The organism is Burkholderia sp. AU38729, assembly GCF_020419725.1.
Classification (GTDB): Bacteria; Pseudomonadota; Gammaproteobacteria; order Burkholderiales; family Burkholderiaceae; genus Burkholderia.
On sequence record NZ_JAIZQO010000012.1, the window covers coordinates 157,602 to 181,008 of the forward strand.

The following is a 23,407-nucleotide window of genomic DNA, read 5'->3' on the forward strand; positions in this document are numbered from 1 at the left end:
TGACGACCGGCGATGCAGTGACCGAACCGCTCGATAAACCCAGTTTCGAACAAGGGGAGGTGAAGCTGAATAGGACGGGGCCTATTTTGGATTCGGCGTGTCGCTCGCACCGCGCTCAGGCAGCGCGACGCCGCAATGCGGGCAGCACGGTTCATCGCCCGTGGCCGGCCGTGCGTTGACACGCGTGCGCTCCAGCGCCGACGCAACCAGCTCCGCACCCATGATCCCGGTCGGAAACGCGATGATCCCGTAGCCGAGCAGGATCGCGCACGACGTGATGAGCCGGCCGAGCGGCGTATGCGGCGTCAGGTCGCCGTAGCCGGTCGTGCTCATCGTCACGGCCGCCCAGTACACGCCCACCGGAATGCTCGTGATGCCGTTCTCGGGCCCTTCGACGAGAAAGATCACGGTGCCGAGAATCACCGTCAGCACGAACATCCCGCCGATGAACACGAAAATCTTGCGCCGCGCGCGGGTCAGTGCCCGCATCAGCATCTGCCCTTCCTCGAGATAGATCGACAGCCCGAGGATGCGGAACACGCGCAACAGCCGGAGCAGCCGCACGTCGATCAGCGCATGCAGGCCGGGGAAGAAGAACGCGAGATAGGTGGGCAGGATCGACACGAGATCGACGATGCCGAAGAAGCTGCGCGCGTAGTGAAGCGGCTTGGGTGCGGATAGCAATCGCACCACGTATTCGGCCGTGAACAGCAGCGTAAATGCCCATTCGGCCGCATAGAGTGCGTGGCCGTACCGTTCGTGCAGGTCGTGCACGCTGTCGGCCATCACGACGAGCACGCTCGCGACGATCAGTGCGAGCACCACGATGTCGAGGTTGCGGAGGAACGCGGGGCGCCGGGTGCAACGCGCGACGGTGTCGCGCAGCGCGTCGAAGGTGGACTGGAGTGCGGAAATCATGCGCCGGAGTTTACGGATGGCATCCGGCACGGCCAATCGGACGTGTCTGATTTCAGCGTCGCACGTTCCGCCGCGCTCGATCCGGCCTGGCGCGTGCAGCGCGTCCATCTGCCGGAACAAGTCCCGGCCGGCCCCGTGGCTGCGGTCGAGGCGCGGACGTGAAGGTGCGGCTGCACCTCGGACGACGCGCGTTACTGCCCGAAGCGGTCCGCCACGGCATCCTTCAGCCGCGCGGCCGTGATCTCGCCCATGTGCGATTCGACGAGATTGCCTTTCGCGTCGAAGAAGAGCGTCGTCGGCAGCCCGCGCGAACCGTAGGTCTTCATCGCGTGCAGCGTGCGATCGAGCAGCACGTGATCGAACCGCAGCCCTTTCTGTTCGAGGAACGCGCGCACCGCCTGCGCGTCTTCGCCCTGGTTGACCATCAGCACCGTCATCCCCGGATGCTCCTGCTGCGCTTGCGCAAGGATCGGCATTTCGCGCTGGCACGGCGGGCACCACGTGGCCCACAGGTTCACGACGACGGGCTTGCCCGCGAAGCGTTGCACCGGCACCGGCGTGGCATCGAGCGCTTCGAGCTGCAACGCGGCAAGCGGCGGCGCGCCGTGCTGCAACGTGGTGAACGTGCCCTGCGCGATGCCCCATGCGGCCACGCCCGCGAGCATGCCGGCCATCACCGGGCGACGCAGCGCGGTCAGGCGGCGCAGGCGCCAGCCCGCGAACACGATTCCCGCCGCGAGGCCGATGCGCCAGTCGAAGCCGCCGTCGCCGAGCGCGATGATCGAGCGCGGCGCGGCGGCGTATTCGTGCCACCACTGCGCGACGTAGCCGATGCGCGCGGCGAGCAGGCCGAACAGCAACGCATCGAGGATCAGGCTCGATGCGGTCTTGTGATGTCCGTCCGGCGGGCGACGCTGGATGAAACGGGCGACGAGCCACGCGAGCAGCGCGGCGACGGCTACCGCGACGACGCGGATCGAGAAGGGACCAATGCTCAGCATGAAAGGGCGGGACGTGATCGAGCGGGGCTGGAGAGGGGATTGTCCGCCACGGCGATGAAGCCGTCGACGGTCGTGCGGCGATTCGACAGGTCGCCGCGTATGGGGGTTCCCGTCGAGAACGTAACGGCGCGTTGCGGATTCGAACGAGCTGGCGGGCTCACGACTCCTTGATTTGCAGGCGGGCAGGCTTCAAATCAGACCGGTCTGATGGTCATCGGAATCGCGTTCATCAACAATACTCAGGCCGGTCCGGAGTGGTGTCCGCCGGCATCCCGAACAGGGATCTCTCCTTGACGGCCGCTCTCCCCCGGGCGGCCGATTTTTTATTGTCATGCGTGCGGGCGTGAATGCCTGGTGGCGGCCGGTGGGCGCGGCCGCGAACCGACTCCTGTCGGCTGATCAAACGGAATAGGACCGCTGCCAGATGCGAGCACCGGGCATTCACTCGCGCATTGCACGACGGTCGGTTTTCGATCGGCGAAACCATTCATTGGCGGTGGCATGTGATCCACCGCCGTCGCCCGACGGGCTGCGCATCCGCGATCCATCGGGCGTCGGGTCTTACAGCTTCTTCGATGCTGCCGGTGCCGTGTCGGCCTGCGTGGCCGCGGTCGCCGGATCGAGCGTCGCGAGCGTCTTCTCGGCGAATTTCTCGTACAGCCAGTCCATGCGCATGCTGTCGATGCCGGCGATGCCGCCGAGCGCATACGATGCCGACACCTTGAAGCGATCGAGAGGATGGTTGTCGGCATCGGTGAGCGTCACGGTCCCGTCGACATGGTCGTTGCCGGCCATGAAGCCGAACATGACGGCCGAGAAACTCGAGCGCGTGCGAATGCCGGTGACTTCCACGTTAAGGTGCATCGCATCGGTCGAGCCGGCCGTCGCCAGCAGCTTGCGTGCGGCCAGCGCACTTTCGATTTTCCCTTTCAGGTTCTCGGGGCTGAATTTCAGGTTGTTTTTCAGCGCTTCCTGCGCGGCATTGTCGAGTGTGACTTGCACGATCACGGGTTTCGAGCCGAATTTGGACGTCGATGCCGTTGCGATGGCCCCCGCCTGATCACTGGCGTCGCGTGTCACGCTGCTCGCGCAGCCCGACAGGAAGCCGATCGTCACCAATGCCAGCGTGGCATGACGGAATACAGATTTCATGATTTGGTCTTTTTTAGTTCGGGTTATTTGAGATGGCTTTGTGGCCGGGCGGGAATCTAACACCGGGCGATTCGATTCAAAAGGTCGAATAGATCGAAGATCGATTCGGCATGCATGGATCGCGGTGCGATACGCGGATGGAAAGCCGGCTGACCGCATGGCGAGAGATTGCGGGTACGGGCGATCGGGCGTTGCTGTCGCGGCGCTGACCCGTACGCGCGATCACTGTCCGTTGCCGGACACGGTGCCGCCGAGCCGATACGCGGTGAAGAACTCATACCAGGGCGAGCCTTCCCCGACAGGCACATTGAGCGCCGCCGTCCGCCGTTTCAACGCGCCGAACACGTCGTTGATCCGCGCCGTCTGCCCCGCATCGTTGAACGGATAAGGCCGCGCACGGCCGGCCGCGAACGCACCATACGCGATCGAAAGCAGACGCGCGCTGTCGTCGGTCGACGCGATCGAGCCGTTGATCACTTCCGCGAAGCGCGGCCGGTCTTCCGCACGTGATCCGGACAGGCACAGGAACACGATCGCCGACAGTTCGTGCAGATCCTTCACGCGTAGCAGGCCCGGCAGCCGCGCGACGATCTTCTCGACCGGCTCGTCGCGCAGCGCATCGCTGAAGTCGAGCACGGCGGTCATCGGATTCGTGTCCGCTTTCAGGCGATCGAGCGGGGGCGGTGCGGCCGGCGCGCTGGCGTCGTCCGGCGACGCTGCCGAAGCGGCCCGCAGCGCATCGGCCACTTGCTGCGTCCATTCCGGAAAAATCATCCGCACGTTGCCGAATTGCTCGCCGCCTTCCGCGGCCGGATTCCATCGATACACGATCGTGCCGCCGCGAATGAACGGCGAATACAGGTGCTCGGGCGTTTGCGGCAGCGGCCGCCGGTTGATCGGCAGCCACGCGAGCGTCAGCCAGTCGTAGCGGCCGGTGGCGGGCACGGACGGGCTCGAACTCGCGACGACCTGCCACGTGCCGCGATTCGCATAGCGGCGTCGCGCGTCGGGCACCGGGACGGTCTGGCCTTTGGCGGTGTCGAAGTACGTCGTGCCGGTCACGTTCGTGCCGCTGTCCGCGGCCGGCGTGACGGTGGCGATGACCCACGACGCACCGTCCGCCCCACGGTAGTCGGACGGCTTGAGCGTCGCGACGTCGTGCACCATGCGCGTTTCCGCCGCGACGGGGCTCGGGGGGAGATTGGCGGGCGCGGCCAGGATGCTCGGCATGGGATGTCCTCGGAATCGGGTGCGCATCGTCGGGCGGCAGCGACGTGCAACGGCGCTGATTGTTTTATGTCACTGTAGAACGTCGCAGCCGGAAACGGAAACCGGCTGCGCGGCGCACCCGCCGACGCGTTCCGCCGCTTCGGCTTACCATGCGCATCCTGAGCCAACGACGCACACCGGGCGGGAGCGCACATGACCGACACGACAGCCATCACCGAGCACTGGACGCAGGTCGCCGACCAATGGATCGACTGGGCCGGCAAGCCGGGGCACGACGCGTTCTGGAAATACCGCGCGGGGCTCGCGGCCTATATTGGCCGCGACACGGGCCGCGCGCTGGAGATCGGCTGCGGCGAAGGCCGCGTGAGCCGCGAGCTGAAGGCGCTCGGCTACGACGTGACCGCGACCGACGTGGTGCCCGCGATGCTCGACGCCGCGCGTCACGCGGATTCCGCGCATCGCTACAAGCTGGCCGACGCGGCGTCGCTGCCGTTCGACGCGGCCAGCTTCGATCTCGTGATGGCGTACAACGTGCTGATGGATCTCGACGACATGCAGCGCGCGTTGAACGAGGCGCGCCGCGTGCTGAAGCCGGGCGGGACGCTGTTCATCTCGCTCGTGCATCCGTTCCGCGATCGCGGCGGCTTCGCGGGGCCGCAGCCCGATGCGCCGTTCGTGCTGAAGGGCAGCTATTTCGGGCGCGAGCATTTCGATGGCGTGGAAACGCGCGACGGGCTGTCGATGCACTTCGCCGGCTGGTCGCTGCCGCTGCAGGCGTACATGGAGGCGCTGGAAGCGGCCGGGTTCGCGATCGTGTCGCTGCGCGAGCCGCCGCCCGACCATGCCGATACGGATCAGTTGAAGCAGTGGGCGCGCGTGCCGCTGTTTCTGTGGATGAAGGCGCGGCCGGTGGATTGATTTGGTAGCCCCGGGGACACAAAAATCGGCCGAAAGGATGATCTTGTATCCCCGGGGCTACCAGGTTTGCAGAAGCGGCAGTTCCCGGAAGCGGTCATGGCGTTCAATCGGGCGGGGCAGTCCACGAGATGGCGCTTGCCCACGCCTCGCCGTTCCGCTCAGCGCGACAACTCCTTCCGATAGAGCACGGCCCCCGGTTTTGCCGCGACGGTGTCGTAGAGCCGCATCGCCGTGTGGTTCGTCTCGTGCGTCTGCCAGTAGACGCGCTCGGCGCGATGCGCACGCGCGGCGTCGTACACGGCTTCGATCAGCGCGCGGCCGACACCCTTGCCGCGCTCGCTGTCGAGCGTGAACAGGTCCTGCAGGTAGCAGGTCGGCCCGATATGCGTCGTGCTGCGGTGATACAGGAAATGCACGAGCCCGACGAGCCGGCCGGCGCGCTCCGCGACGAGCGCATGCACCGGTTCGTAGCCGTCGAAGAAGCGCGACCACGTGAGTTGGGTGACCCGCAGGGGCAGGGCCGTATCGTCGAAGCGGCCATAGAAGCGGTTATAGCCGTCCCACAGCGGCAGCCACTGGTCGTAGTCGTGTTCCGTGACCGCGCGTACGGTCAGTCCGGTGTCGTTGGCGTTCATGTTGGCGGACCTGTCGATGAGAAGAGGGCGCGCCGCCGATCCGGCAGACGCGTCGCAGGTCTCTACGATAGGAAGTTCGCGGCCTCATGAGTAGGCCCATGGCGACCGCATTTCATGGTGCCACGATCCGCATCATTCTCACGATGTCGACTGTCCGTCAGAACCTGCTGCGATCACGCCGGCAGAGCTTCGCGCAGACTGGTTCGGCCCTCTCGCAACCCTGATGCTCGCGGCGCCCTGCGAATCACGCGCAGCTTGCTCCGGTCCACATGCGAGCAAAGATCACGCCGCTCGAGTACCGGCAACAGGTTCGGGATAAGCCGACGGCTCGACCGCGATCGCGATTTTTCCTCGAAGCCCGTTGTTGGGACGCTCCAGCAGCGCATGCGCGAGCGGAACGTCGGCAAGGGAATAGACGGCGCCCACGTGTGGCCGCAACTGTCCACGCTCGATCAACGCGCTCAACTCATCCAGCTTGCCGCGATTCTGTCGCGTGAAAACGAAGTGATAGCTCGCGTTCTTGCCCCACGCCTGAATGACGTTTTGTGGCTGGGCGATGTCCACGATCGTGACGACGCGGCCAAGCTGGGCGAGCGCATCGGGGCTGCGCGACAGGGTGTTGCCGCCGATGGTGTCGAACACGACATCGACGCCGCGGCCACCGGTGTTTCGCATGACGGCGTCGACGTAATCGTCCTGTTCGTAGTCGATGACCACATCCGCACCCAGGCTTCGGGCGAACTCGACGTTTGCTTCGCGCACGGTCGTGAACACCCTTGCACCGATGGCTTTCGCGAGCTGGATCGCCACATGGCCGACGCCTCCCGCACCGCCGTGTATCAGAATGCTTTCGCCCACACGTAGCGCCGCACGCACGACCAGTGCTTCCCAAACGGTGCCGCCCACCAGGGTCAGGCTGGCCGCCTCGAGATGGCTCAACGAAGGCGGCTTCTTGCCGACGATGCTGTCGGCCGCCACGTGGTACTCGGCATAACTGCCCGGCCCGTCGAAGATTTGCGGGGTGTACCAGACTTCGTCTCCCGGCGAGAAGGCCGTCACGCCGGGCCCGACGGCTTCGACCACGCCCGATACGTCGTGTCCGGTAATGGCCGGAAGGGGTACCAGGTCCGGATAGTCTCCCCGTCGGATCTGGTAATCCAATGGATTGATCGAGGTGGCATGGACGCGAACCAGGACTTGCCCGGCGTGCGGCGCCGGCTTGGGTACGTCACGTAGTTCGAATGATTCCGGGCCGCCAAATGACTTGAGCAACAGCGCTTTCATTGCATCTCCGCGTTTCGATAAAAAGGGATATCGGGAATTATCGATATCATGGGGCAAAAAATTACAGGTCTTTCCCGATGGCCTTGGCCAGCGCACTGATGGCTGCTTCGTTGCGCTTGTAGTAGGTCCACTGGCCGATGCGCCTGACTTCCACCAGGCCGGCTCGTTGCAGCGTCGCAAGATAATCGGACACCGTCGATTGCGACAGCCCGACACCTTCCTGAATACTGCTGACGCAGACGCCCACCGTATGAACGTCCCCTTCATCCTGCGGCGGGAAGTTCTTCACGGGGTCCTTCAAACCCTGCAGGATTTCAAGGCGAGTCCGGTTCGAGAGGGCTTTGAAGATGTCGAGCAATTCCATGGGCAGCGAGTATATCGAGAATTACCGATATGTCAATGTGATCGCCAGCCGCCGTTTTGTCGAGTCAGGATGGTTCCGGAGCAACGCTTGAATTTGCAAGCCTCCCGTGAAAAGGGAGGCCGTCGGCGCTCACCCGCGCAGCGGCGGATTGAGTTGCGCGAACGCCTGCTGGCGGCGATACGGGAAGTACGGATAAGGGGCTTCCACCGCGCTCGCCGCATCGAGCGTCGCGACCTGCGCGTCGGTCAGCGCCCAGCCGACCGCGCCGAGGTTCTGCCGCAGTTGTTCCTCGTTGCGCGCGCCGATGATCACCGACGACACCGTCGGGCGCTGCAGCAGCCAGTTCAGCGCGATCTGCGGCACGGTCTTGCCGGTTTCCTCGGCGATCGCGTCGAGCGCATCGACCACGTCGTACAGGCGCGCATCGTCGACCGGCGGCCCGAAGCCGGCCGTTTCATGCAGGCGGCTGCCTTCGGGCAGCGGCGTGTTGCGCCGGATCTTGCCGGTGAGCCGACCCCAGCCGAGCGGGCTCCAGACGAGTGCGCCGAGCCCCTGGTCGGCGCCGAGCGGCATCAGGTCCCACTCGTAGTCGCGGCCAACGAGCGAGTAGTAGACCTGGTTCGCCACGTAGCGCGACCAGCCGTGCCGGTCGGCCACCGCCAGCGACTTCATGATCTGCCAACCGGCGAAGTTCGACACGCCGATGTAGCGCAGCTTGCCCGCGCGCACGAGATCGTCGAGCGTCGACATCACTTCCTCGACCGGCGTGCTCGCATCGAACGCGTGGAGTTGCAGCAGGTCGATGTAGTCGGTGTCGAGGCGGCGCAGCGCGTCGTCGACGGCGCGGACCAGCCGCGCGCGCGACGTGCCCGCGTCGTTCGGGCCGCTGCCGGTCGGCAGGCCCGTTTTCGTCGAGATCAGCACCTGGTCGCGACGTCCGTTGATCGCGGCGCCGAGCACGCGCTCGGATTCGCCGTCCGAATACACGTCGGCCGTGTCGAACAGGTTCACGCCGGCTTCGAGGCAGATGTCGATCAGGCGGCGCGCTTCGTCGACGCCCGTGTTGCCCCATGCGCCGAACAGCGGGCCGGTGCCGCCGAACGTGCCGGCGCCGAAGCTCAGGGCAGGAACCTTGAGGCCGGAGCGGCCGAGGGTGCGGTATTCCATGGCGGGTTTCCTTTGGGGGATCGACCGGTCGAGGGGCGGCCGCGAGGCCAGCGTTGGCACACTGTATCGCTTGCGGATATTTCGGATAATTGGGCAGACTTCGAAAATATCGTTCGGAAGGAGCGAATAATGCTGCTCGACAACCTCGCGCTGTTCCTGCACATCGTGGAGAAGGGCGGACTGGCCGCGGCGGGCCGCGAGTTCGGGCTGTCGCCGGCCACCGTGTCCGAGCGGCTGGCCGCGCTGGAGCGCCACTACGGCGCGGCGCTGCTCACGCGCACGACGCGCGCGATCAGCCTGACCGACGAAGGCCGCACGCTCGTCGACGGCGCGCGGCGCCTGCTGGCGGAGGCCGATGAACTCGAAGGCCGCGTGCGGCTCGGCGTGCAGACCTTGTCGGGGCCGGTGCGCCTGAGCGCGCCGGCCGATCTCGGGCGCGAGCGCGTGGTGCCCGTCGTCGACGCGTTTCTGGCCGAGCATCCGGGCGTCACGATCGATCTGCATCTCGGTGACGGCTACGTGGATGTCGTCGGGCAGGGGCTCGATTTCGCGATTCGTCGCGGCGTGCTCGCCGACAGTTCGCTGCGCAGCCGGTCGCTCGGCCGTGCGCGGCGCGTGGTGTGCGCGTCGCCCGCGTATCTGGCGGCGCACGGCACGCCGCAGCATCCGGACGATCTCGTCGCACACGACTGCATCGTGATGCGCTTCGGGCCGGACCTGTATGCCGAATGGCCGTTCAGCATCGATGGCGAACCCCGGCGCGTGACGGTGCACGGCCGGCGGGTGGCCAACGACGGCGCACTCGTGCGCGCGTGGTGCGTCGCGGGGCATGGTGTTGCGCTGAAGTCGCTGGTCGACGTCGAGCAGGATCTGGCGTCCGGCGCGCTTGTCGAAGTCCTGCGCGCGTTCTCGCCGGGCGACGTCGACTTGCAGATCGTCTATCCGGGCAACGCGGTGCAGCCGCGGCGGGTGCGGGCGCTGATCGAGAGGGTGGCAGAGGCGCTGGGAGGCGCGTAAAGGAACAGGCAGGGTTCATGCGATCCGCCGAGTGTCGCAGCGATTTGTCTTGCCGCGCTCGAAGCGAAGGTCGGCGTGACGATCCGGCGTGCGACGTCGTCAGCCAAAACCGGCGTTCGCTGGATTGCACACATTTCGTCATTTAGCTAATATTCAAAACGTTAAATGAAACCGAACCCATGGACGACGTCACCCGCATCAGCGCACTGGCCAACGAAAGCCGTCTGGCCGTGATGCGCTGGCTCAAGCAGCCGCGCAAGCATTTCCCGCCGCAGCCGCACGGCGATTTCGACGAACTCGGCGTGTGCTGCACGTACATCACCGAGAAGCTCGGCATCGCGCCGGCCACGACCACGCGCCACATGCGCATCCTCGCGGATGCGGGGCTCGTGCAGGCGACCCGCGTCGGCAAGTTCACGTACTACAAGCGGATCGATGGCGCGCTGCAGCAGCTCGGCCGCGATCTTTTGCAACTCTGACTCACACCGAGGCAACCGACATGGACGAACTTGCATTGCTGGCCGACGCCGACCGGCGCGCGCACGCGTATCTGGCCGCGACGAACGCGCGGCGCGCGTTTCCCGACGCGGCCGCACTGGCCGGCCTGGCGGCGTTCGACGAGCCGCTGCCCGATACGGGCCGCCCCGCCGACGACGTGCTGCGCCTGCTCGACGAGCGCGGCACGCCCGCGACCGTCGCGTCGAACGGCCCGAACTACTTCGGCTTCGTGATCGGCGCCACGCTGCCGGCCGCGGCGGCGGCCGAGCGGCTGATGCTCGCGTGGGACCAGTGCGCGTCGTCCTATGCGAATTCACCGGTGGCCGCGACGATCGAGCGCCAGGCCGCGCGCTGGGTCGTCGACGTGCTTGGGTTGCCCGAAGGCAGCGCGGTCGGTTTCGGCACGAGCGCGACGGCCTGCACGCTCGTCGCGTTGGTGGCCGCGCGGCGCGCGCTGCTCGCGCGCAAAGGCTGGGACATCGACGCGGACGGCCTGATCGGCGCGCCCGAAGTGAAGGTCGTGATCTCCGAGCTGGCGCACATCACGGTGAAGAAGGCGCTGCGCGTGCTCGGTTTCGGGATGAAGCGCCTCATCGTCGCGCCGGTCGACACGCACGGCCGGATCGACCCGGCACAGCTGCCGGCGCTCGACGACATGACGATCCTCTGCGTGCAGGCCGGCGAAGTGAACACGGGAGAATTCGATCCGTTCGCGGCGCTGATTCCGCCCGCGAAGGCGGCCGGGGCGTGGGTGCACGTCGACGGCGCGTTCGGCCTGTGGGCCCGCGCCTCGTCGAAGCGCGCGCTGACGGACGGCATCGACGGCGCGGACAGCTGGACCACCGACGGCCACAAGTGGCTCAACACGCCGTACGACGGCGCGATGGTGATCTGCCGCGACGCGGCCGCGCTCGCGACCGCGATGAACAGCGACGCCGTGTACCTGAGCGGCGCGCAGGACGCGCAGAAGAACCTGAACCTCGAATTCTCGCGGCGCGCGCGCGGCATCCCCGTGTGGGCCGCGCTGCGTTCACTCGGCCGCGCCGGCGTGGCCACGATGGTCGAGCGGCATTGCGCGCAGGCGGCGCGCGTCGCGGACGGCCTGCGTGCCGCCGGCTACGACGTGCTGAACCGTGTCGTGCTGAACCAGGTGCTGGTGCGCGCCGGCACCGACGATGAAACGGCGGCGATCCTCGCGGCCGCGCAGGCGTCGGGCGACGTGTGGTTCGGCGCGACGGTGTGGCAGGGGCGGCCGGCGTTCCGGATCAGCGTGTCGTCGTGGCGTACCGAAGACGCGCACATCGATCGTCTCGTGGCCTTGCTGACGGAGCTGCGCGGTGTGCACGTGCGCTGAGCATCATGCGCCGTCCGTGCCCTGAACGGTTGCAGCCGCGCCCTTCAGGCACTCGATGAAATGCAGTGCGGCCGGCGTCAGCAGCGCATGCCGCCGCATCACGATCGCGACCGTCAACGCGGGCATCGGCTCGGCGAGGTCCAGCGCGACGATGCCGCGTGATTTGCGTTCGACGTCGGCGAGCGGCCGCGCGAACACGCCGAGCGCATCCGTTTGCGACACGAGCCCGAGCGTCGCGGCAAACGACGGGCAGTGGACCACGCGCTTCGGCACGTCGATGCCGAACGGCATGAAGATCGAGCGCACCAGATCGTCTCCCTCGTCGCCGTAGCGCGGCACGCACCATTGCGCATCGACGAGCTCGCGCAGCGAGCGGGCGCGCGCGAGCCGATGCCGGCTTCTCGCGACGACCGCGAACGCCGTCCGGAACAACGGAATGCTCGCGAATTCGTCAGGGTCCGGTATCGCGTTCGACAACTGATGCGTGACGATGAAGTCGAGCGAGCCGTCGCGCAGTCGCGCGAGATCCGTCGCGGTCAGCGCATCGTCGACGTTCAGCGTGGCGCCGGGCAGGTCGCGTGAGAACGCGGCGAACGCACGCGGCAGGAGCGTCAGCGCGACGGTCGGGCTGACCGCGATCGACACCGAGCCGGTCGTGCCGAGCCGCAACTGCTCGATTTCGTCGCGCGTGCGCTGGATCTCCTCGACGATCAGCCGCGCGCGAATCGCAAACGCGCTGCCGTAATCGGTCAGCGCAATTCCCTTTACGCTGCGCACGACGAGCGGCACGCCGAGTTCCTGTTCGAGCTCGCGCACGATGCTGCTGATCGCCGGTTGCGTGACGCCGAGCGCGCGCGCCGCGCCGCGAATGGTGCGATGCTCGGCGACCGCGAGAAACGCGTCGAGCTGCTTGAGCTTCATGAATGACCGATCCGAATACGAAGGAAGCGCGGGCTGCCGGGCCGAACGCCGGGTGACAAGAAAAAGTTATCGACCACAACGAAATCTTGGATTTTTCTTATTGGGTCGAGTGTATATGCTCGGTGCTTTTCAGGAGCGGTCACGATGATCCTCGTTAACCAGCAACGGCTGTGGGATTCGCTGATGGAGATGGCGACGATCGGCGCGACCGCGCACGGCGGCAGTTGCCGGCTCGCGCTCAGCGACGACGACGCGCGCGGCAGGCGCCGCTTCATCGCGTGGTGCGAAGCAGCCGGTTGCGAGATCCGCATCGATCCGATCGGCAACGTGTTCGCGCGCCGGCCGGGCACGGAACCGGGTTTGCCGCCCGTGACGTGCGGCAGCCATCTCGACACGCAGCCGCTCGGCGGCCGCTTCGACGGCGTCTATGGCGTGCTCGCGGGCCTCGAAGCGATTCGTACGCTGAACGAGCGCGGCCTTGAAACGCGGCATCCGATCGACGTCGTCGCGTGGACCAACGAAGAGGGTTCGCGCTTCACGCCGGGCATGATGGGCTCGGCCGTCTATGCCGGCGCGCTGGATCTCGACTACGCACTGGATCGCCCGTGCATGCAGACGGGCGCGCTGCTGCGCGACGAACTCGAACGCACGGGCTTCGCTGGCCCCGCGCGCGAGCGGCAGATGCCGAAGGCGTATTTCGAAGCGCATATCGAGCAAGGGCCGGTGCTGGAGCAGGCCGGCTTGCCGATCGGCGTCGTGACGGGCGTGCAGGGCATCTACGAACTCGACGTCACGGTGACCGGCTTCGAGTCGCATGCGGGCACGACGCCGATGAGCGTGCGCCGTGACGCGATGGGCGCGGCGGCCGCGATGATCGCGGCGATCGTCGAGCACGGTCACACCTTCGACGACGATGCGCGCGTGACGGTCGGCCATGTCGCGTGCCAGCCGAATTCGCCGAGCACGATTCCGGGCAAGGTCCGGTTCAGCGTCGACGTGCGTCACCCGTCGCGGCCGGCGTTGCAGCAACTGGTCGCCGACATCGAGGCGATCTGCATGCAGCGCACCGCGCTGCGCGGCACGAGCGTGCAGGTAGAGACGATTGCAGAATACGAGCCGGTAGTGTTCGATGCGGAATGCGTCGAGCGCGTGCGGCAGGCAACGGCTGCCGCCGGCTATCCGTACAAGGAGATGTGCAGCGGCGCGGGGCACGACGCGGTGAACCTGTCGTACGTCGCGCCTTCCGCGATGGTGTTCGTGCCGTGCAAGGCCGGCTTGAGCCACAACGAAGCGGAAGATGCCGATCCGGTGCACCTCGCGCAAGGCGCATCGGTGCTGGCGAACCTGCTGGCCGATTGCGCGCGCTAGCCGCATGCGATGGCGGGGCCCGCAACCCCTCCGCAAGCGTGAAAATGTCGGACAATGGCCGCTGCGCGCGCCAAGCTGGCGCCGCGTTCAACCAAAGAATTCACGTTTGCGAGATCCCCATGTCGACTCCCTTTCCCCGGGAACTGCTGAAGGCCGCCGATATCGCGAAGATGGAACCGACGCGCGCGGTGCATTCGCTGAATCCCAATGCCGTTCGTCTCAAGCGACAACTCAGCGATCTGACCGGCTTGACGCAATTCGGTGTTCACCTGCTCACGCTGATGCCCGGTCACGAATCGGCCGAGTATCACCGTCACCTGTACGAAGAGGAGTTCGTGTACGTGCTGTCCGGGACGGGCGCGGTCACGATCGGCGAACGCGCCAGTGAAATCGGGCCGGGCGATTTCATCGGCTTTCCGCGCGGCGGTGAAGCGCATACGGTGCAGAACACCGGCGATACGCCGCTGGAGCTGCTCGTCGGCGGGCAGCGGCTCGAACACGACGTCTGCGAATACCCGCGACTCGGCAAGCGGCTTTATGTGGCCGGCGAGCTCGAGGACTATGTCGATCTGCCGAAGCAGCCTTGATCGCCAATCGTGCATTCAGTGCCCCATTCCACATAAAAACCGAATCAATAACCGTGTGTTTAGATAAACGAAATAAAAATTCGTAAAAACACGGGGTAGAGAAAACGCGTTTATTTGGGCACGCTTGTGCGCGTTGTCCGTTGCGGGGCGCCGGTATTTCGACATGCCGGCGCGTCTGTTTCCAGGTGCGCGCATTCGGCAATAACGACACACAGCCGGGATTTTCGACCGATTGTCTGGGCAAGCGGAATTCATCAAAAGCATCCTGATTGAAAGCTCAGTAGTTCGAATCAATATCCAGATTCAAGAACGATACGGAGACGGGCGATGTCCAGGAACTGGGGGGTGGGAACGGCGCTGCTGGCGCTGTGCGTGGTCTTGTCTGCCTGCGGCGGTGATGGCGATTCGCCGTCGGTGGCTGCGGCGAACCTGTCGGCTGCCGCGCAGTCGCAGGGCAATGAAAACGGCAACGGCGGCAACGAAAACGGTAACGAAAACGACAACAGCAACGGCAACGAGTCGTCGAAGAAAAACGCCGACATCCGCGTCGCGCAATACGTCAATCCGCTGATCGGCACCGACTACGCGACCGACCAGCCGGCCGACCCGGTCGGCTCGGGCCTCGGCGGCGGCACGTTCCCGGGGCCGACGGTCCCGTTCGGGATGATGCAATGGAGCCCGATGACACCGACCGCCCAATACGACAGCAGCAAGGGCGACGGCTCCGGTTTCTCCGGCGGCTACTGGTACGGCGACACGTCGATCAATGCATTCAGCATCCTGCACCTGAGCGGCACCGGCTGCTGGGCGAACGGCGGCTACCTGAACGTGATGCCGCAACTCGCACCGGGCGACGCCGGCACGCCGGCCAGCTTCAGCCACGCAAACGAAACCGCGCAGGCCGGCTATTACGGCGTCACGCTCGGCAACGGCATCAAGGCCGAGCTGACGACGACGGTGCGCACCGGTTTCGCACGCTTCACGTATCCGGCGCTCGCGCAGGGCCAGCAGGCGACGATCGCGATCGATCCGACCGTGCTGAACAACCGCGCGCAGGGCACCACGGCCGACACGATCAGCCAGGTCGGCGATCGCGCGTTGTCGGGCACGATCGCGGGCGGCGGGTTCTGCTGGGCCGGGCATGCGGTGCCCGTCTACTACTACGCGGAATTCAGTCAGCCGTTCGCGGCCAAGCCGGCACTGTCGAACAACAGCCCGGTGACCGTGACGTTCAAGGTCGACCGCAAGCATCCCGACGTGATGATGAAGCTCGGCATCTCGTTCGTCAGTGAAGCGAATGCGAAGGCGAACCTGCGCGCGGAGAATCCGGAGACGGACGCGCAAGGCAACCGGAACTGGCGTTTCGACACCGTGCGCCGCGCGGCGAGCACCGCGTGGAATGCGCGCCTGAACGCGATCCAGGTCACGGGCGGCAGCGACGCCGACAAGACGAAGTTCTACACCGCGCTGTATCACGCGTCGTTGCACCCGAACGTTTTCAACGACGTGAACGGCCAGTATCCGGACTTCTACGCGTCGAACGGCGCGGCGGCCGCGCCGACGCGTCAGGTGGAGAAAGGCCGCACGATGTACGCGAACTTCTCCGGCTGGGACATCGACCGCTCGTTCATCCAGCTGCAGGCGCTGCTCGACCCGGTGCGCACCAGCGACATCGTGCAGTCGCTCGTGCTCGATGCGAAGGCGTGCGGCGCGTTCCCGCGCTGGGCCTATTTCAATACCGAGACGGCCGTGATGCCGGGCGATGCGGGCTCGATCATCGTCGCGAACGCGCATGCGTTCGGCGCGACGAACTTCGACACGCAGGTTGCGCTGTCGATCATGAAAAACAGCACGGCGCCGGGCGCCGCGTGCGCCGGCACGCCGGTGATGGGCAGCCGCGCGGACTACGACCGGCTCGGCTACGTGCCGTCGTCGGGCTCGGGCGACAACCAGACCGCCTCGAACACGCTCGAATACGCGGTGCGCGATTTCGCGGTGTCGCGCTTTGCGGCGGCGCTCGGCGACACGACGACGGCAGGCACGCTGCTGAAGTCGAGCGGCAACTGGCACAACCTGTTCGACCAGGGCGCGATCCAGCCGAAGACGTCGGCCGGCGCGTGGGTCACCGACGGCACCGGCTTCATGGAAGGCAATTCGGAGCAGTACACGTGGTACGTGCCGAACGATCTCGCCGGCGTGGTCGCGCAGGCGGGCGGCGCCGCGCCGGTCGTCAAGCGGCTCGATACGTTCTTCACGCACCTGAACATCGGCACCGTGCAGCCGTATTTCTACGTCGGCAACGAAGTGACGATGGCCGTGCCGTGGGTCTATGCGTGGGCCGGTGCGCCGTCGCATACGCAGCGCGTGCTGCACGCGTCGCTCGCGAACGAGTTCGGCACGGGCGCAGCCGGACTGCCGGGCAACGACGATCTCGGCGCGATCTCGGGCTGGTACGTGTGGGCTGCGCTCGGTCTTTATCCGGTCGTGCCGGGCGTGAGCGGCGTCGCGCTGTCGAGCCCGCAGTTCGAGAAGATCACGGTGCGCGTCGGGCAGAAGGACGGCAGCTACCGTCTGCTGCACATCGTCGCGCCGGGTGCCGGCTCCAGCGATGCCGCGTCGTTCTATGTGAAGTCGCTGAAGCTGAACGGCGCGCCTTACGCCACCGCGTGGCTGCCGTTCGGGCAGATCGCGAAGGGCGGAAAGCTGGCGTACGCGATGACGTCCGACGCGAGCGCCACGACCTGGGGCACCGACGCATCCGCGATGCCGTCGTTCCCGCAGGCGGCCAGCGCGCCGTAATGGCCAGGGGGATCAACGAGCGGTTCTTGCCGACAGGATCGACGCAGAGAGAGGGAGGGACGAACGGATGAAGCTACGTCATGTGGTGGGTGTCGGGTGCCTTGCCGTGTTGTCGGGGTGCGGGGGCGATCAGGGTTCGACGGATGCGAGCATGCTCGCGCAGCGGTCGAACGTGCAGGGCAACCAGAACGATCAAGGCAACCAGAACGACCAGGGCGATCAGAACGATCAAGGCGAAAACGGCGGCGCGACCAAACGGTCGGTGCTGCACAGCGTCGACCCGATGATCGGCACCGCGAATCTCGACATCAACGCGGACTGGAGCAGCGGCGTGCGGGGCCACGGCCACGTGTACCCGGGCGCGACCGTGCCGTTCGGGATGGTGCAGCTCGGGCCGGACACGACCGGCGGCGCACACACGCTGCCGTGGAACTGGGATCGCACGTCGGGCTACCAGTACGACGATCCGTTTATCACCGGCTTCACGCATACGCACCTGTCGGGCACCGGCATCGGCTCGGGCGGCGAAGTGCGGTTCCTGCCGACGCTCGCGCCGGTCGACACCGCGACGCTGGCGAAGGTCGCCGCCGATTCGTCGATCACGTACAACGCGTCGTTCAGCCACGACGACGAAACCGCGAGCCCCGGCTACTACCGCGTGACGATGGCGCCGGTCGGCAGCGGCAACACGCCGTGGAACGTGCAGGGCGCGAAAATCCTCGCGGAGATGACGGCCACCACGCATGCGGGCGTGCATCGCTACACGTATTTCCCGAGCGCGGCCGCGCAGAAGCGCAGCATGATCGTCAGCATCGACAACCCGATCGGCGGCTCGACCGCGAGCGGCAAGATCCAGGTCATCGATGCGCAGACGATCGCCGGCTGGGAGATCACGAACAACTGGGCGAACAACAAGCCGACGTATTTCGTCGCGCGTTTCTCGAAGCCGTTCGATACGAAGCATGTCGCGTTCAGCGCGGACGGCTTCAAGGCCTACCTGACGTTCGCCGACGGCAACGACAGCGGCGGCGCGGTGACGGTGAAGGTCGGCATCTCGCCGTCGAGCATCGCGGATGCGCAGGCCAATCTCGCCTCGGAAGTCGGCGCGAAGTCGTTCGACCAGGTGCGTGGCGCGGCCGAGCGCGTGTGGAGCGCCGCGCTCGACCGGATCCGGATCAAGGGCGGCAGCGCCGACCAGCGGACGATGTTCTACACGTCGCTGTACCGCACGATGCTCGCGCCGACCGTCTACAACAATGCGGACGGTAGCTACGTCGGCACCGATTCGACCAACGACGGCACGACGTCGCCGCCGACCACGAGCAAGCATGCGAATCCGGGCTTCGACTATTCGTCGACGTTCTCGCTGTGGGACACCTTCCGCGCCGAGTCCCCGTTGATGACGCTGGTGCAGCCCGAACGCGTCGACGGCTGGGTGAAGTCGCTGCTCACGCAGTTCAAACAGAACGGCAAGGGCGAGCTGCCGGTGTGGCCGCTCGCGCAGACGGAAACCTTCACGATGACCGGCCATCCGTCGATCCCGCTGATCGCAGATGCGTACCTGAAGCACCTGACGAGCGCGGGCATCGACGACATCTGGACTGCGCTGACGACCACGCAGAACGCGAGCGCGCACGGCTTCGACCAGTACCGTCAGAGCGGCTACGTGACCGCGGGCGACAACGCATCGGTGTCGACGACGCAGGACTATTCGTTCGACGACTGGGCGACGGCCGCGGTCGGCAAGGCGGCGGGCAAGAGCACGGCCGACTACCGGCCCTACCTGCAACGCAGCCAGAACTACCGGAATGTGTTCAACCCGGTGCCGAACAACGGCTGGAAGTTCGCGCAGCCGAAGGATGCGCAGGGCAACTGGGTCGCGGGCTTCGATCCGACGGCGGCGGAAAAGACGGACTTCTCCGAATCGAATTCGTGGGTCGATACGTGGAACATCTTCCACGACTTCCCCGGCCTCGTGGCGCTGCTCGGCGGCAAGAGCCAGTTCATCGCGCAGCTCGACCGCACGTTCGATCCGGCGAACCCGCTGACCTTCCTCGACAACCAGGGCTTTCCGGACCTGACCGGACGCAGCGGCCAGTTCTTCGCGGGGAACGAGCCGGCGAACCACCTGCCGTACCTGTACGACGTCGCGGGCGTGCCGTCGAAGACGCAGGATCGCGTGCGTTCGGTGATGGACGACATGTACTCGCTGACGCTGACGGCCGGCGATCGCGCGCTGTTGAGCGGCGACAGCCTGAAGGCCGCGCTGGCCGATCCGCGCCGCGTGCGCGATGCGGCGATTCCCGGCAACGACGATTGCGGGCAACTGTCCGCGTGGTACGTGCTGTCCGCGCTCGGCATCTATTCGCTGAATCCGGTGGGCGGCGTGTTCTACCTTGGCACGCCGCTGTTCGAGGAGGCGACGATCGACATTCCGGTGGCGTCGGGCGGCGGGGACGGCAAGGGCCTGAAGTTCGGCGCGACGCGGCGCTTCAAGGTGACCGCGCATACGGCCGGCGGCGGCTCGCCGTCGTCGGTCAATCGCTATGTCCAGTCGGTCAGCCTGAACGGCACGCCGCTGCATCGGCCGTACATCACGTACGACGAGATGAAGGCCGGCGGCACGCTCGATTTCGTGATGGGGTCGACGCCGAACGACGCATGGGTCAGCACCTGGAATGGGCAGGATCCGAACAGCGCGCTCGCGCCGTCGCTGGCGCTGGCCGGCAAGTAGCGGCTGCTAGCGGCCCGCTGCGACGCGGGCCGCGTTTCTTCCCCTTCATGTGACGCGACGGTGCGGGCCGCGGCCGCGAGGCAGGAAGCGGCCTGCCCCGGGGATCTGTCCTTGGGCCGCGCGGCGGGGACGCCATGCGCCAACGCGGTGACTGCTTCGGCGGCTCACACGCAAACGGGGCGCGACAGCAGGCGATGGTTTCCGTCCCGGCCGGCAGATCGCTCATGCCGCTCCGGCTCGGCATCGAATGGATCCGGCACCGGACGGCCGGCCGCTTCGGCTTGACCGGTTCAATCCCGATGGCGGTCGCCGTCACGTTCGTGTCATGGGGCGTCGTCGCGCTTATGATGCGGGAACGCCACTGACAGGGTTCCCCGATATGGACGCGCCGCTCCCGCCGATGTCTGCCCCGATTTCCGAAACGGAACCTGAAACCGAAACCGTCGCCGAGCCGCGCGCGTCGCGCGTGCATCGGCCGGTCGCGCTCGTCACCGGATCGACGTCGGGGATCGGTGCGGCGATCGCGCGCCGCCTGGTGGCGGACGGCTACGCGGTGATCCTGCATTCGCGCCGCTCGGCCGACGTGGGACGTGCGATGGCGCGCGAACTCGGCGGAGCTTATGTGCAGGCCGATCTCACGGACGATACCGAGCGTGTGCGGTTGATCCGCGAGGCCGTTGCCGTACACGGGCGGCTCGACGTGCTCGTCAACAATGCGGGCGTCAGCCGCGTGATTCCGCACGACGATCTCGCTGCGGCGACGCCCGACGTGTGGCGCGAGATGCACGAGATCAATGTGATCGCGCCGTTCCGGCTCGTCGCCGAGGCGGAGGCTGCGCTGCGCGAGGCAGCGTCGCACGGGCGGGCCGGGTGCGTGGTGAACGTCAGCTCGCACGCGGGCGTGCGGCCGAAAGGCGCGTCGATTCCGTATGCGGCGGCGAAGGCGGCGCTCAATCACACGACGCGACTGCTCGCGAAAACGCTCGCGCCGGCGATTCGCGTCAATGCGGTCGCGCCGGGGCTCGTCGATACGCCGCTCACGGCCGACTGGACGGATGCGCAGCAGCTCTGGCGCGAGCGCGCGCCGATGCGCCGTGCGGCAACACCGGACGACATCGCGCAGACGGTCGCGATGCTCGTCGCGTCCGACTATGTGACGGGCGAGATCGTGATGCTCGACGGGGGAATGAATCTGACGTGAGGCGAGAGCCGGTGACGCGCCGAAGCGCCGAAGCGCCGAAGCGCCGAAGCGCCGAAGCGCCGAAGCGCCGAAGCGCCGAAGCACCGAAGCACCGAAGCACCGAAGCACCGAAGCACCGAAGGCGGATGCGGCCGCGCACCCGCGCGCAGGTGTCACAGGCGCGACTACCGCGACCGCTTGCTTGCCGAGCGACGCGATCAGCCGAGCCGCGACCGCAGTTGCGCGAGCGCCTGATCGTGCGTGCGCTCGAACTTCAGCGGCGTGACGGCGACATACCCGTCACCCAGCGCGACCGTTTCCGAATCCGCATCGTCGTCGCGCGGCGCGCGCGAGAGCTTCAGCCAGTGATACTCGAAGTCGCGCGGGTCGCGCCCCGACACGATCTCGACGCCCTGCAGCGTGCCGGCGCCCTGGTTCGTCACCTTCAGGCCGCGCACGTCCTGCGCGGGCCGCGGCGGGAAATTCACGTTCAGGCACGCGTCGCTGTCCCAGCCTGCGGCCACGAGCCGACGAATGACGTCCGGCGCGAGCGAGCGTGCCGTGTCCCACGGCACCGCGTTGCGATCGGTGAAGGCCTGGCTCAGCGCGATGGCCGGCACGCCGACCAGCATGCTCGTCATCGCGGCGCCCACCGTGCCGGAAAACACCGTTTCGGTGCCGAGGTTCCCGCCGCGATTCACGCCGGACAGCACGATGTCGGGCCGTGCGTCTTTCATCAGGTGGCTGGTCGCGATCGCGACGCAATCGCCGGGCGTGCCGCGCACCGCGAAACGGCGTTCACCCTTGCGATGCACGCGCAGCGGTTCGTGCAGGCTCAGCGAGTGCGACGTGCCGCTCTGGTCTTCCGCCGGCGCGACGATCCACACTTCGCGCGCCAGTTGCGTGGCGACGTGTTCGAGCACGTCAAGGCCGGGGGCGTCGATGCCGTCGTCGTTGGTGAGCAGGACGCGGTCGAACAGCGGGCGGGTTTCTTGCATCGGGACGATCCTCGCGGAGTTGGGCAATGAGAGGGGAGTGCAGCGTGGCGCAAGCCACAAGGCTAGCATTCCCGCGTGAGGATCGTCGTGTCGCGCGATGGGCGCGGATGTGAAAACGGGCGCATCGCGCGCCCGTTGGTCGGTGGCCGTGCCGCGGCGTGCGCGGCGGGTCGGAACCGTTCAGCCGAGCAGGTGCCGCAGCAGGCCGGCCGACACGACGCCGACGATGACGGTCGGCAGGATCGACAGGCGCGTCGCCGCGATCAGCGTGATGGCCAGCGCGAGCAGGTCGGCCGGGCGCGTCGACACGAAGGCCGGCGCGATCACCGAGATCAGCACGCAGCCGGGCACGTTCTCCATCACCGACGCCATCCGCGGGCTCAGCGTGCGGTTGCGCAGCAGCACGTAGCCGAGGATGCGCGACAGATAGGTGGTCGACGCCATCAGCACGATCGTCGCGACCGTGCTGAAATCCGGGAAATCAGGCATCGCGCGGCTCCCACAGCAGCGCGGCGATCAGCCCCGCGCACGCGCCGGACGCGACGTACCACGCGCCGGGCACGGCCAGGTGCGTGGCCGCCGCGACCACGAGGCTCACGAACCACGGGCGGCTCGCGCGTATCCCTTTCCACATCCCACGCAGCAGCACCAGAAATACGGCTGTGAACGCCATGTCGAAGCCATATTGCTCGACGTTGCCGATCGTCGGGCCGACGGCCGCGCCGAGCGTGGTCATCGAGATCCACGTCAGGTAGAGCCCCATGCAGATGCCCGCGTAATAGGGCACGCTGATGTGCGTGGCCGAGCGCGCCCGGGCGTCGGCGAGCGACATCGCCCAGCTTTCGTCGCACATGAAGAACAGCGCGAAGAACGCGCGGCGGCGCGGCAGGCGGCGGATATACGGCTCGAATGCGGCGCCCATCAGGATGTGGCGCGAATTCACGAGGAACGACATCGCGACGATCAGCGCGATGTGCGGCGGCGACGACCACAGATGGATCGCCGCGAATTCGGAGCCGCCGCCGAAGTTCATGCCGGTCATCATCGGCACTTCGAACAGGCTCAGCCCTTTCTGCGCGGCCTGCGCGCCCAGCACGAGCGCGAACGGCACGAAACCCAGCATGACGGGCAGCGCCGCGCGTAATCCGCGGCCCATCTCGGCGACATAGGCGGGCTTGTCGCGAAGCCCTGACGACGTTGAAACGCTACTGCTCATTACTCCTCCTTCGGGGGAGGAATTGTCTGCTTTTTTGACTCGAATCGGGTTGCGTTGTGGCCAGAT

22 protein-coding genes are annotated in these 23,407 nt (G+C 66.8%); 10 read left to right on the forward strand and 12 right to left on the reverse strand.

The window, feature by feature from the left end:
- Positions 1 to 81 precede the first annotated feature (81 nt).
- The 4 genes from LGM56_RS29310 to LGM56_RS29325 form a co-directional block, all read right to left on the reverse strand.
- Positions 82 to 918, reverse strand: a complete 837-nt coding sequence (locus LGM56_RS29310) for an ion transporter (protein WP_226207490.1) — start codon at positions 916 to 918, stop codon at positions 82 to 84.
- Between the two features lie 191 nt (positions 919 to 1,109).
- On the reverse strand, positions 1,110 to 1,919 hold the full coding sequence (locus LGM56_RS29315; protein WP_226207491.1) for a TlpA disulfide reductase family protein: 810 nt from the start codon (positions 1,917 to 1,919) through the stop codon (positions 1,110 to 1,112).
- Positions 1,920 to 2,480: 561 nt separating this feature from the next.
- Entirely contained in the window at positions 2,481 to 3,071 is a 591-nt protein-coding gene (locus LGM56_RS29320; RefSeq protein WP_226207544.1) for a DUF4410 domain-containing protein, read from the reverse strand.
- 222 nt (positions 3,072 to 3,293) lie between these two features.
- Positions 3,294 to 4,301, reverse strand: a complete 1,008-nt coding sequence (locus tag LGM56_RS29325) for a hypothetical protein (protein WP_226207492.1) — start codon at positions 4,299 to 4,301, stop codon at positions 3,294 to 3,296.
- A gap of 192 nt (positions 4,302 to 4,493) precedes the next feature.
- Here LGM56_RS29325 and LGM56_RS29330 point away from each other — a divergent pair, with 192 nt between their 5' ends.
- Positions 4,494 to 5,219, forward strand: a complete 726-nt coding sequence (locus tag LGM56_RS29330; RefSeq protein ID WP_226207493.1) for a class I SAM-dependent methyltransferase — start codon at positions 4,494 to 4,496, stop codon at positions 5,217 to 5,219.
- Between the two features lie 158 nt (positions 5,220 to 5,377).
- Here the strand turns inward: LGM56_RS29330 and LGM56_RS29335 are convergent, their stop codons facing one another.
- The 4 genes from LGM56_RS29335 to LGM56_RS29350 all read right to left on the reverse strand — a co-directional run bounded on the left by LGM56_RS29335 (position 5,378) and on the right by LGM56_RS29350 (position 8,669).
- A complete protein-coding gene (locus tag LGM56_RS29335; protein WP_089497924.1) occupies positions 5,378 to 5,854 on the reverse strand; it encodes a GNAT family N-acetyltransferase in 477 nt (158 codons plus the stop codon).
- 282 nt (positions 5,855 to 6,136) lie between these two features.
- Positions 6,137 to 7,138 carry a zinc-dependent alcohol dehydrogenase family protein gene (locus LGM56_RS29340; RefSeq protein ID WP_089497923.1) on the reverse strand — a complete coding sequence of 334 codons (1,002 nt, stop codon included), beginning with the start codon at positions 7,136 to 7,138 and terminating at the stop codon, positions 6,137 to 6,139.
- A 61-nt stretch (positions 7,139 to 7,199) separates the two neighbouring features.
- Complete coding sequence (locus LGM56_RS29345; protein ID WP_089428545.1) at positions 7,200 to 7,502, reverse strand: ArsR/SmtB family transcription factor; 303 nt, start codon at positions 7,500 to 7,502, stop codon at positions 7,200 to 7,202.
- Between the two features lie 129 nt (positions 7,503 to 7,631).
- Positions 7,632 to 8,669 carry an aldo/keto reductase gene (locus tag LGM56_RS29350; RefSeq protein WP_226207494.1) on the reverse strand — a complete coding sequence of 346 codons (1,038 nt, stop codon included), beginning with the start codon at positions 8,667 to 8,669 and terminating at the stop codon, positions 7,632 to 7,634.
- Between the two features lie 129 nt (positions 8,670 to 8,798).
- Between LGM56_RS29350 and LGM56_RS29355 the strand changes: the two genes are divergently transcribed.
- From LGM56_RS29355 to LGM56_RS29365, 3 genes are all read left to right on the forward strand, one after another.
- Positions 8,799 to 9,686 (forward strand): LysR family transcriptional regulator, encoded by an 888-nt coding sequence (locus LGM56_RS29355; protein WP_226207495.1) that lies wholly within the window; start codon positions 8,799 to 8,801, stop codon positions 9,684 to 9,686.
- A gap of 179 nt (positions 9,687 to 9,865) precedes the next feature.
- A complete protein-coding gene (locus tag LGM56_RS29360) occupies positions 9,866 to 10,165 on the forward strand; it encodes an ArsR/SmtB family transcription factor (protein ID WP_039369710.1) in 300 nt (99 codons plus the stop codon).
- A gap of 20 nt (positions 10,166 to 10,185) precedes the next feature.
- Positions 10,186 to 11,538, forward strand: a complete 1,353-nt coding sequence (locus LGM56_RS29365) for a pyridoxal phosphate-dependent decarboxylase family protein (protein WP_226207496.1) — start codon at positions 10,186 to 10,188, stop codon at positions 11,536 to 11,538.
- 3 nt (positions 11,539 to 11,541) lie between these two features.
- Here the strand turns inward: LGM56_RS29365 and LGM56_RS29370 are convergent, their stop codons facing one another.
- Positions 11,542 to 12,459: a LysR family transcriptional regulator gene (locus LGM56_RS29370; RefSeq protein WP_226207497.1), complete on the reverse strand. Its 918-nt coding sequence runs from the start codon at positions 12,457 to 12,459 to the stop codon at positions 11,542 to 11,544.
- 144 nt (positions 12,460 to 12,603) lie between these two features.
- Between LGM56_RS29370 and LGM56_RS29375 the strand changes: the two genes are divergently transcribed.
- The 6 genes from LGM56_RS29375 to LGM56_RS29400 all read left to right on the forward strand — a co-directional run bounded on the left by LGM56_RS29375 (position 12,604) and on the right by LGM56_RS29400 (position 21,148).
- Positions 12,604 to 13,827, forward strand: a complete 1,224-nt coding sequence (locus LGM56_RS29375) for a Zn-dependent hydrolase (RefSeq protein WP_226207498.1) — start codon at positions 12,604 to 12,606, stop codon at positions 13,825 to 13,827.
- A gap of 119 nt (positions 13,828 to 13,946) precedes the next feature.
- On the forward strand, positions 13,947 to 14,414 hold the full coding sequence (locus LGM56_RS29380; protein WP_226207499.1) for a cupin domain-containing protein: 468 nt from the start codon (positions 13,947 to 13,949) through the stop codon (positions 14,412 to 14,414).
- Positions 14,415 to 14,741: 327 nt separating this feature from the next.
- Complete coding sequence (locus LGM56_RS29385) at positions 14,742 to 17,213, forward strand: GH92 family glycosyl hydrolase (protein WP_226207500.1); 2,472 nt, start codon at positions 14,742 to 14,744, stop codon at positions 17,211 to 17,213.
- 67 nt (positions 17,214 to 17,280) lie between these two features.
- On the forward strand, positions 17,281 to 19,947 hold the full coding sequence (locus tag LGM56_RS29390) for a GH92 family glycosyl hydrolase (protein WP_226207501.1): 2,667 nt from the start codon (positions 17,281 to 17,283) through the stop codon (positions 19,945 to 19,947).
- Between the two features lie 224 nt (positions 19,948 to 20,171).
- Complete coding sequence (locus tag LGM56_RS29395; RefSeq protein WP_226207502.1) at positions 20,172 to 20,312, forward strand: hypothetical protein; 141 nt, start codon at positions 20,172 to 20,174, stop codon at positions 20,310 to 20,312.
- A 14-nt stretch (positions 20,313 to 20,326) separates the two neighbouring features.
- Positions 20,327 to 21,148 carry an SDR family NAD(P)-dependent oxidoreductase gene (locus LGM56_RS29400; protein ID WP_089497913.1) on the forward strand — a complete coding sequence of 274 codons (822 nt, stop codon included), beginning with the start codon at positions 20,327 to 20,329 and terminating at the stop codon, positions 21,146 to 21,148.
- A gap of 197 nt (positions 21,149 to 21,345) precedes the next feature.
- On the opposite strand, the gene surE is transcribed toward LGM56_RS29400, so the two are convergent.
- The 3 genes from surE to LGM56_RS29415 all read right to left on the reverse strand — a co-directional run bounded on the left by surE (position 21,346) and on the right by LGM56_RS29415 (position 23,341).
- Positions 21,346 to 22,125 carry a 5'/3'-nucleotidase SurE gene (surE, locus tag LGM56_RS29405; protein WP_226207503.1) on the reverse strand — a complete coding sequence of 260 codons (780 nt, stop codon included), beginning with the start codon at positions 22,123 to 22,125 and terminating at the stop codon, positions 21,346 to 21,348.
- A 180-nt stretch (positions 22,126 to 22,305) separates the two neighbouring features.
- Positions 22,306 to 22,614, reverse strand: a complete 309-nt coding sequence (locus LGM56_RS29410) for an AzlD family protein (RefSeq protein ID WP_011356491.1) — start codon at positions 22,612 to 22,614, stop codon at positions 22,306 to 22,308.
- Positions 22,607 to 23,341, reverse strand: coding sequence for an AzlC family ABC transporter permease (locus tag LGM56_RS29415; protein ID WP_226207504.1), 735 nt, complete (start codon positions 23,339 to 23,341; stop codon positions 22,607 to 22,609). Before LGM56_RS29415 ends, LGM56_RS29410 begins: the two co-directional genes overlap by 8 nt.
- Positions 23,342 to 23,407 lie beyond the last annotated feature (66 nt).

Excerpts from the sequence above, each read along its gene's own strand:
- LGM56_RS29340 (WP_089497923.1), bottom strand. The coding sequence starts at position 7,138 with ATGAAAGCGCTGTTGCTCAAGTCATTTGGCGGCCCGGAATCATTCGAA.
- surE (WP_226207503.1), bottom strand. The coding sequence starts at position 22,125 with ATGCAAGAAACCCGCCCGCTGTTCGACCGCGTCCTGCTCACCAACGAC.
- LGM56_RS29350 (WP_226207494.1), bottom strand. The coding sequence starts at position 8,669 with ATGGAATACCGCACCCTCGGCCGCTCCGGCCTCAAGGTTCCTGCCCTG.
- LGM56_RS29375 (WP_226207498.1), top strand. The coding sequence starts at position 12,604 with ATGATCCTCGTTAACCAGCAACGGCTGTGGGATTCGCTGATGGAGATG.
- LGM56_RS29355 (WP_226207495.1), top strand. The coding sequence starts at position 8,799 with ATGCTGCTCGACAACCTCGCGCTGTTCCTGCACATCGTGGAGAAGGGC.
- LGM56_RS29365 (WP_226207496.1), top strand. The coding sequence starts at position 10,186 with ATGGACGAACTTGCATTGCTGGCCGACGCCGACCGGCGCGCGCACGCG.
- LGM56_RS29385 (WP_226207500.1), top strand. The coding sequence starts at position 14,742 with ATGTCCAGGAACTGGGGGGTGGGAACGGCGCTGCTGGCGCTGTGCGTG.
- LGM56_RS29415 (WP_226207504.1), bottom strand. The coding sequence starts at position 23,341 with ATGAGCAGTAGCGTTTCAACGTCGTCAGGGCTTCGCGACAAGCCCGCC.
- LGM56_RS29335 (WP_089497924.1), bottom strand. The coding sequence starts at position 5,854 with ATGAACGCCAACGACACCGGACTGACCGTACGCGCGGTCACGGAACAC.
- LGM56_RS29310 (WP_226207490.1), bottom strand. The coding sequence starts at position 918 with ATGATTTCCGCACTCCAGTCCACCTTCGACGCGCTGCGCGACACCGTC.
- LGM56_RS29390 (WP_226207501.1), top strand. The coding sequence starts at position 17,281 with ATGAAGCTACGTCATGTGGTGGGTGTCGGGTGCCTTGCCGTGTTGTCG.
- LGM56_RS29400 (WP_089497913.1), top strand. The coding sequence starts at position 20,327 with ATGGACGCGCCGCTCCCGCCGATGTCTGCCCCGATTTCCGAAACGGAA.
- LGM56_RS29315 (WP_226207491.1), bottom strand. The coding sequence starts at position 1,919 with ATGCTGAGCATTGGTCCCTTCTCGATCCGCGTCGTCGCGGTAGCCGTC.
- LGM56_RS29325 (WP_226207492.1), bottom strand. The coding sequence starts at position 4,301 with ATGCCGAGCATCCTGGCCGCGCCCGCCAATCTCCCCCCGAGCCCCGTC.
- LGM56_RS29395 (WP_226207502.1), top strand. The coding sequence starts at position 20,172 with ATGCCGCTCCGGCTCGGCATCGAATGGATCCGGCACCGGACGGCCGGC.
- LGM56_RS29330 (WP_226207493.1), top strand. The coding sequence starts at position 4,494 with ATGACCGACACGACAGCCATCACCGAGCACTGGACGCAGGTCGCCGAC.
- LGM56_RS29370 (WP_226207497.1), bottom strand. The coding sequence starts at position 12,459 with ATGAAGCTCAAGCAGCTCGACGCGTTTCTCGCGGTCGCCGAGCATCGC.
- LGM56_RS29410 (WP_011356491.1), bottom strand. The coding sequence starts at position 22,614 with ATGCCTGATTTCCCGGATTTCAGCACGGTCGCGACGATCGTGCTGATG.
- LGM56_RS29320 (WP_226207544.1), bottom strand. The coding sequence starts at position 3,071 with ATGAAATCTGTATTCCGTCATGCCACGCTGGCATTGGTGACGATCGGC.
- LGM56_RS29380 (WP_226207499.1), top strand. The coding sequence starts at position 13,947 with ATGTCGACTCCCTTTCCCCGGGAACTGCTGAAGGCCGCCGATATCGCG.
- LGM56_RS29360 (WP_039369710.1), top strand. The coding sequence starts at position 9,866 with ATGGACGACGTCACCCGCATCAGCGCACTGGCCAACGAAAGCCGTCTG.
- LGM56_RS29345 (WP_089428545.1), bottom strand. The coding sequence starts at position 7,502 with ATGGAATTGCTCGACATCTTCAAAGCCCTCTCGAACCGGACTCGCCTT.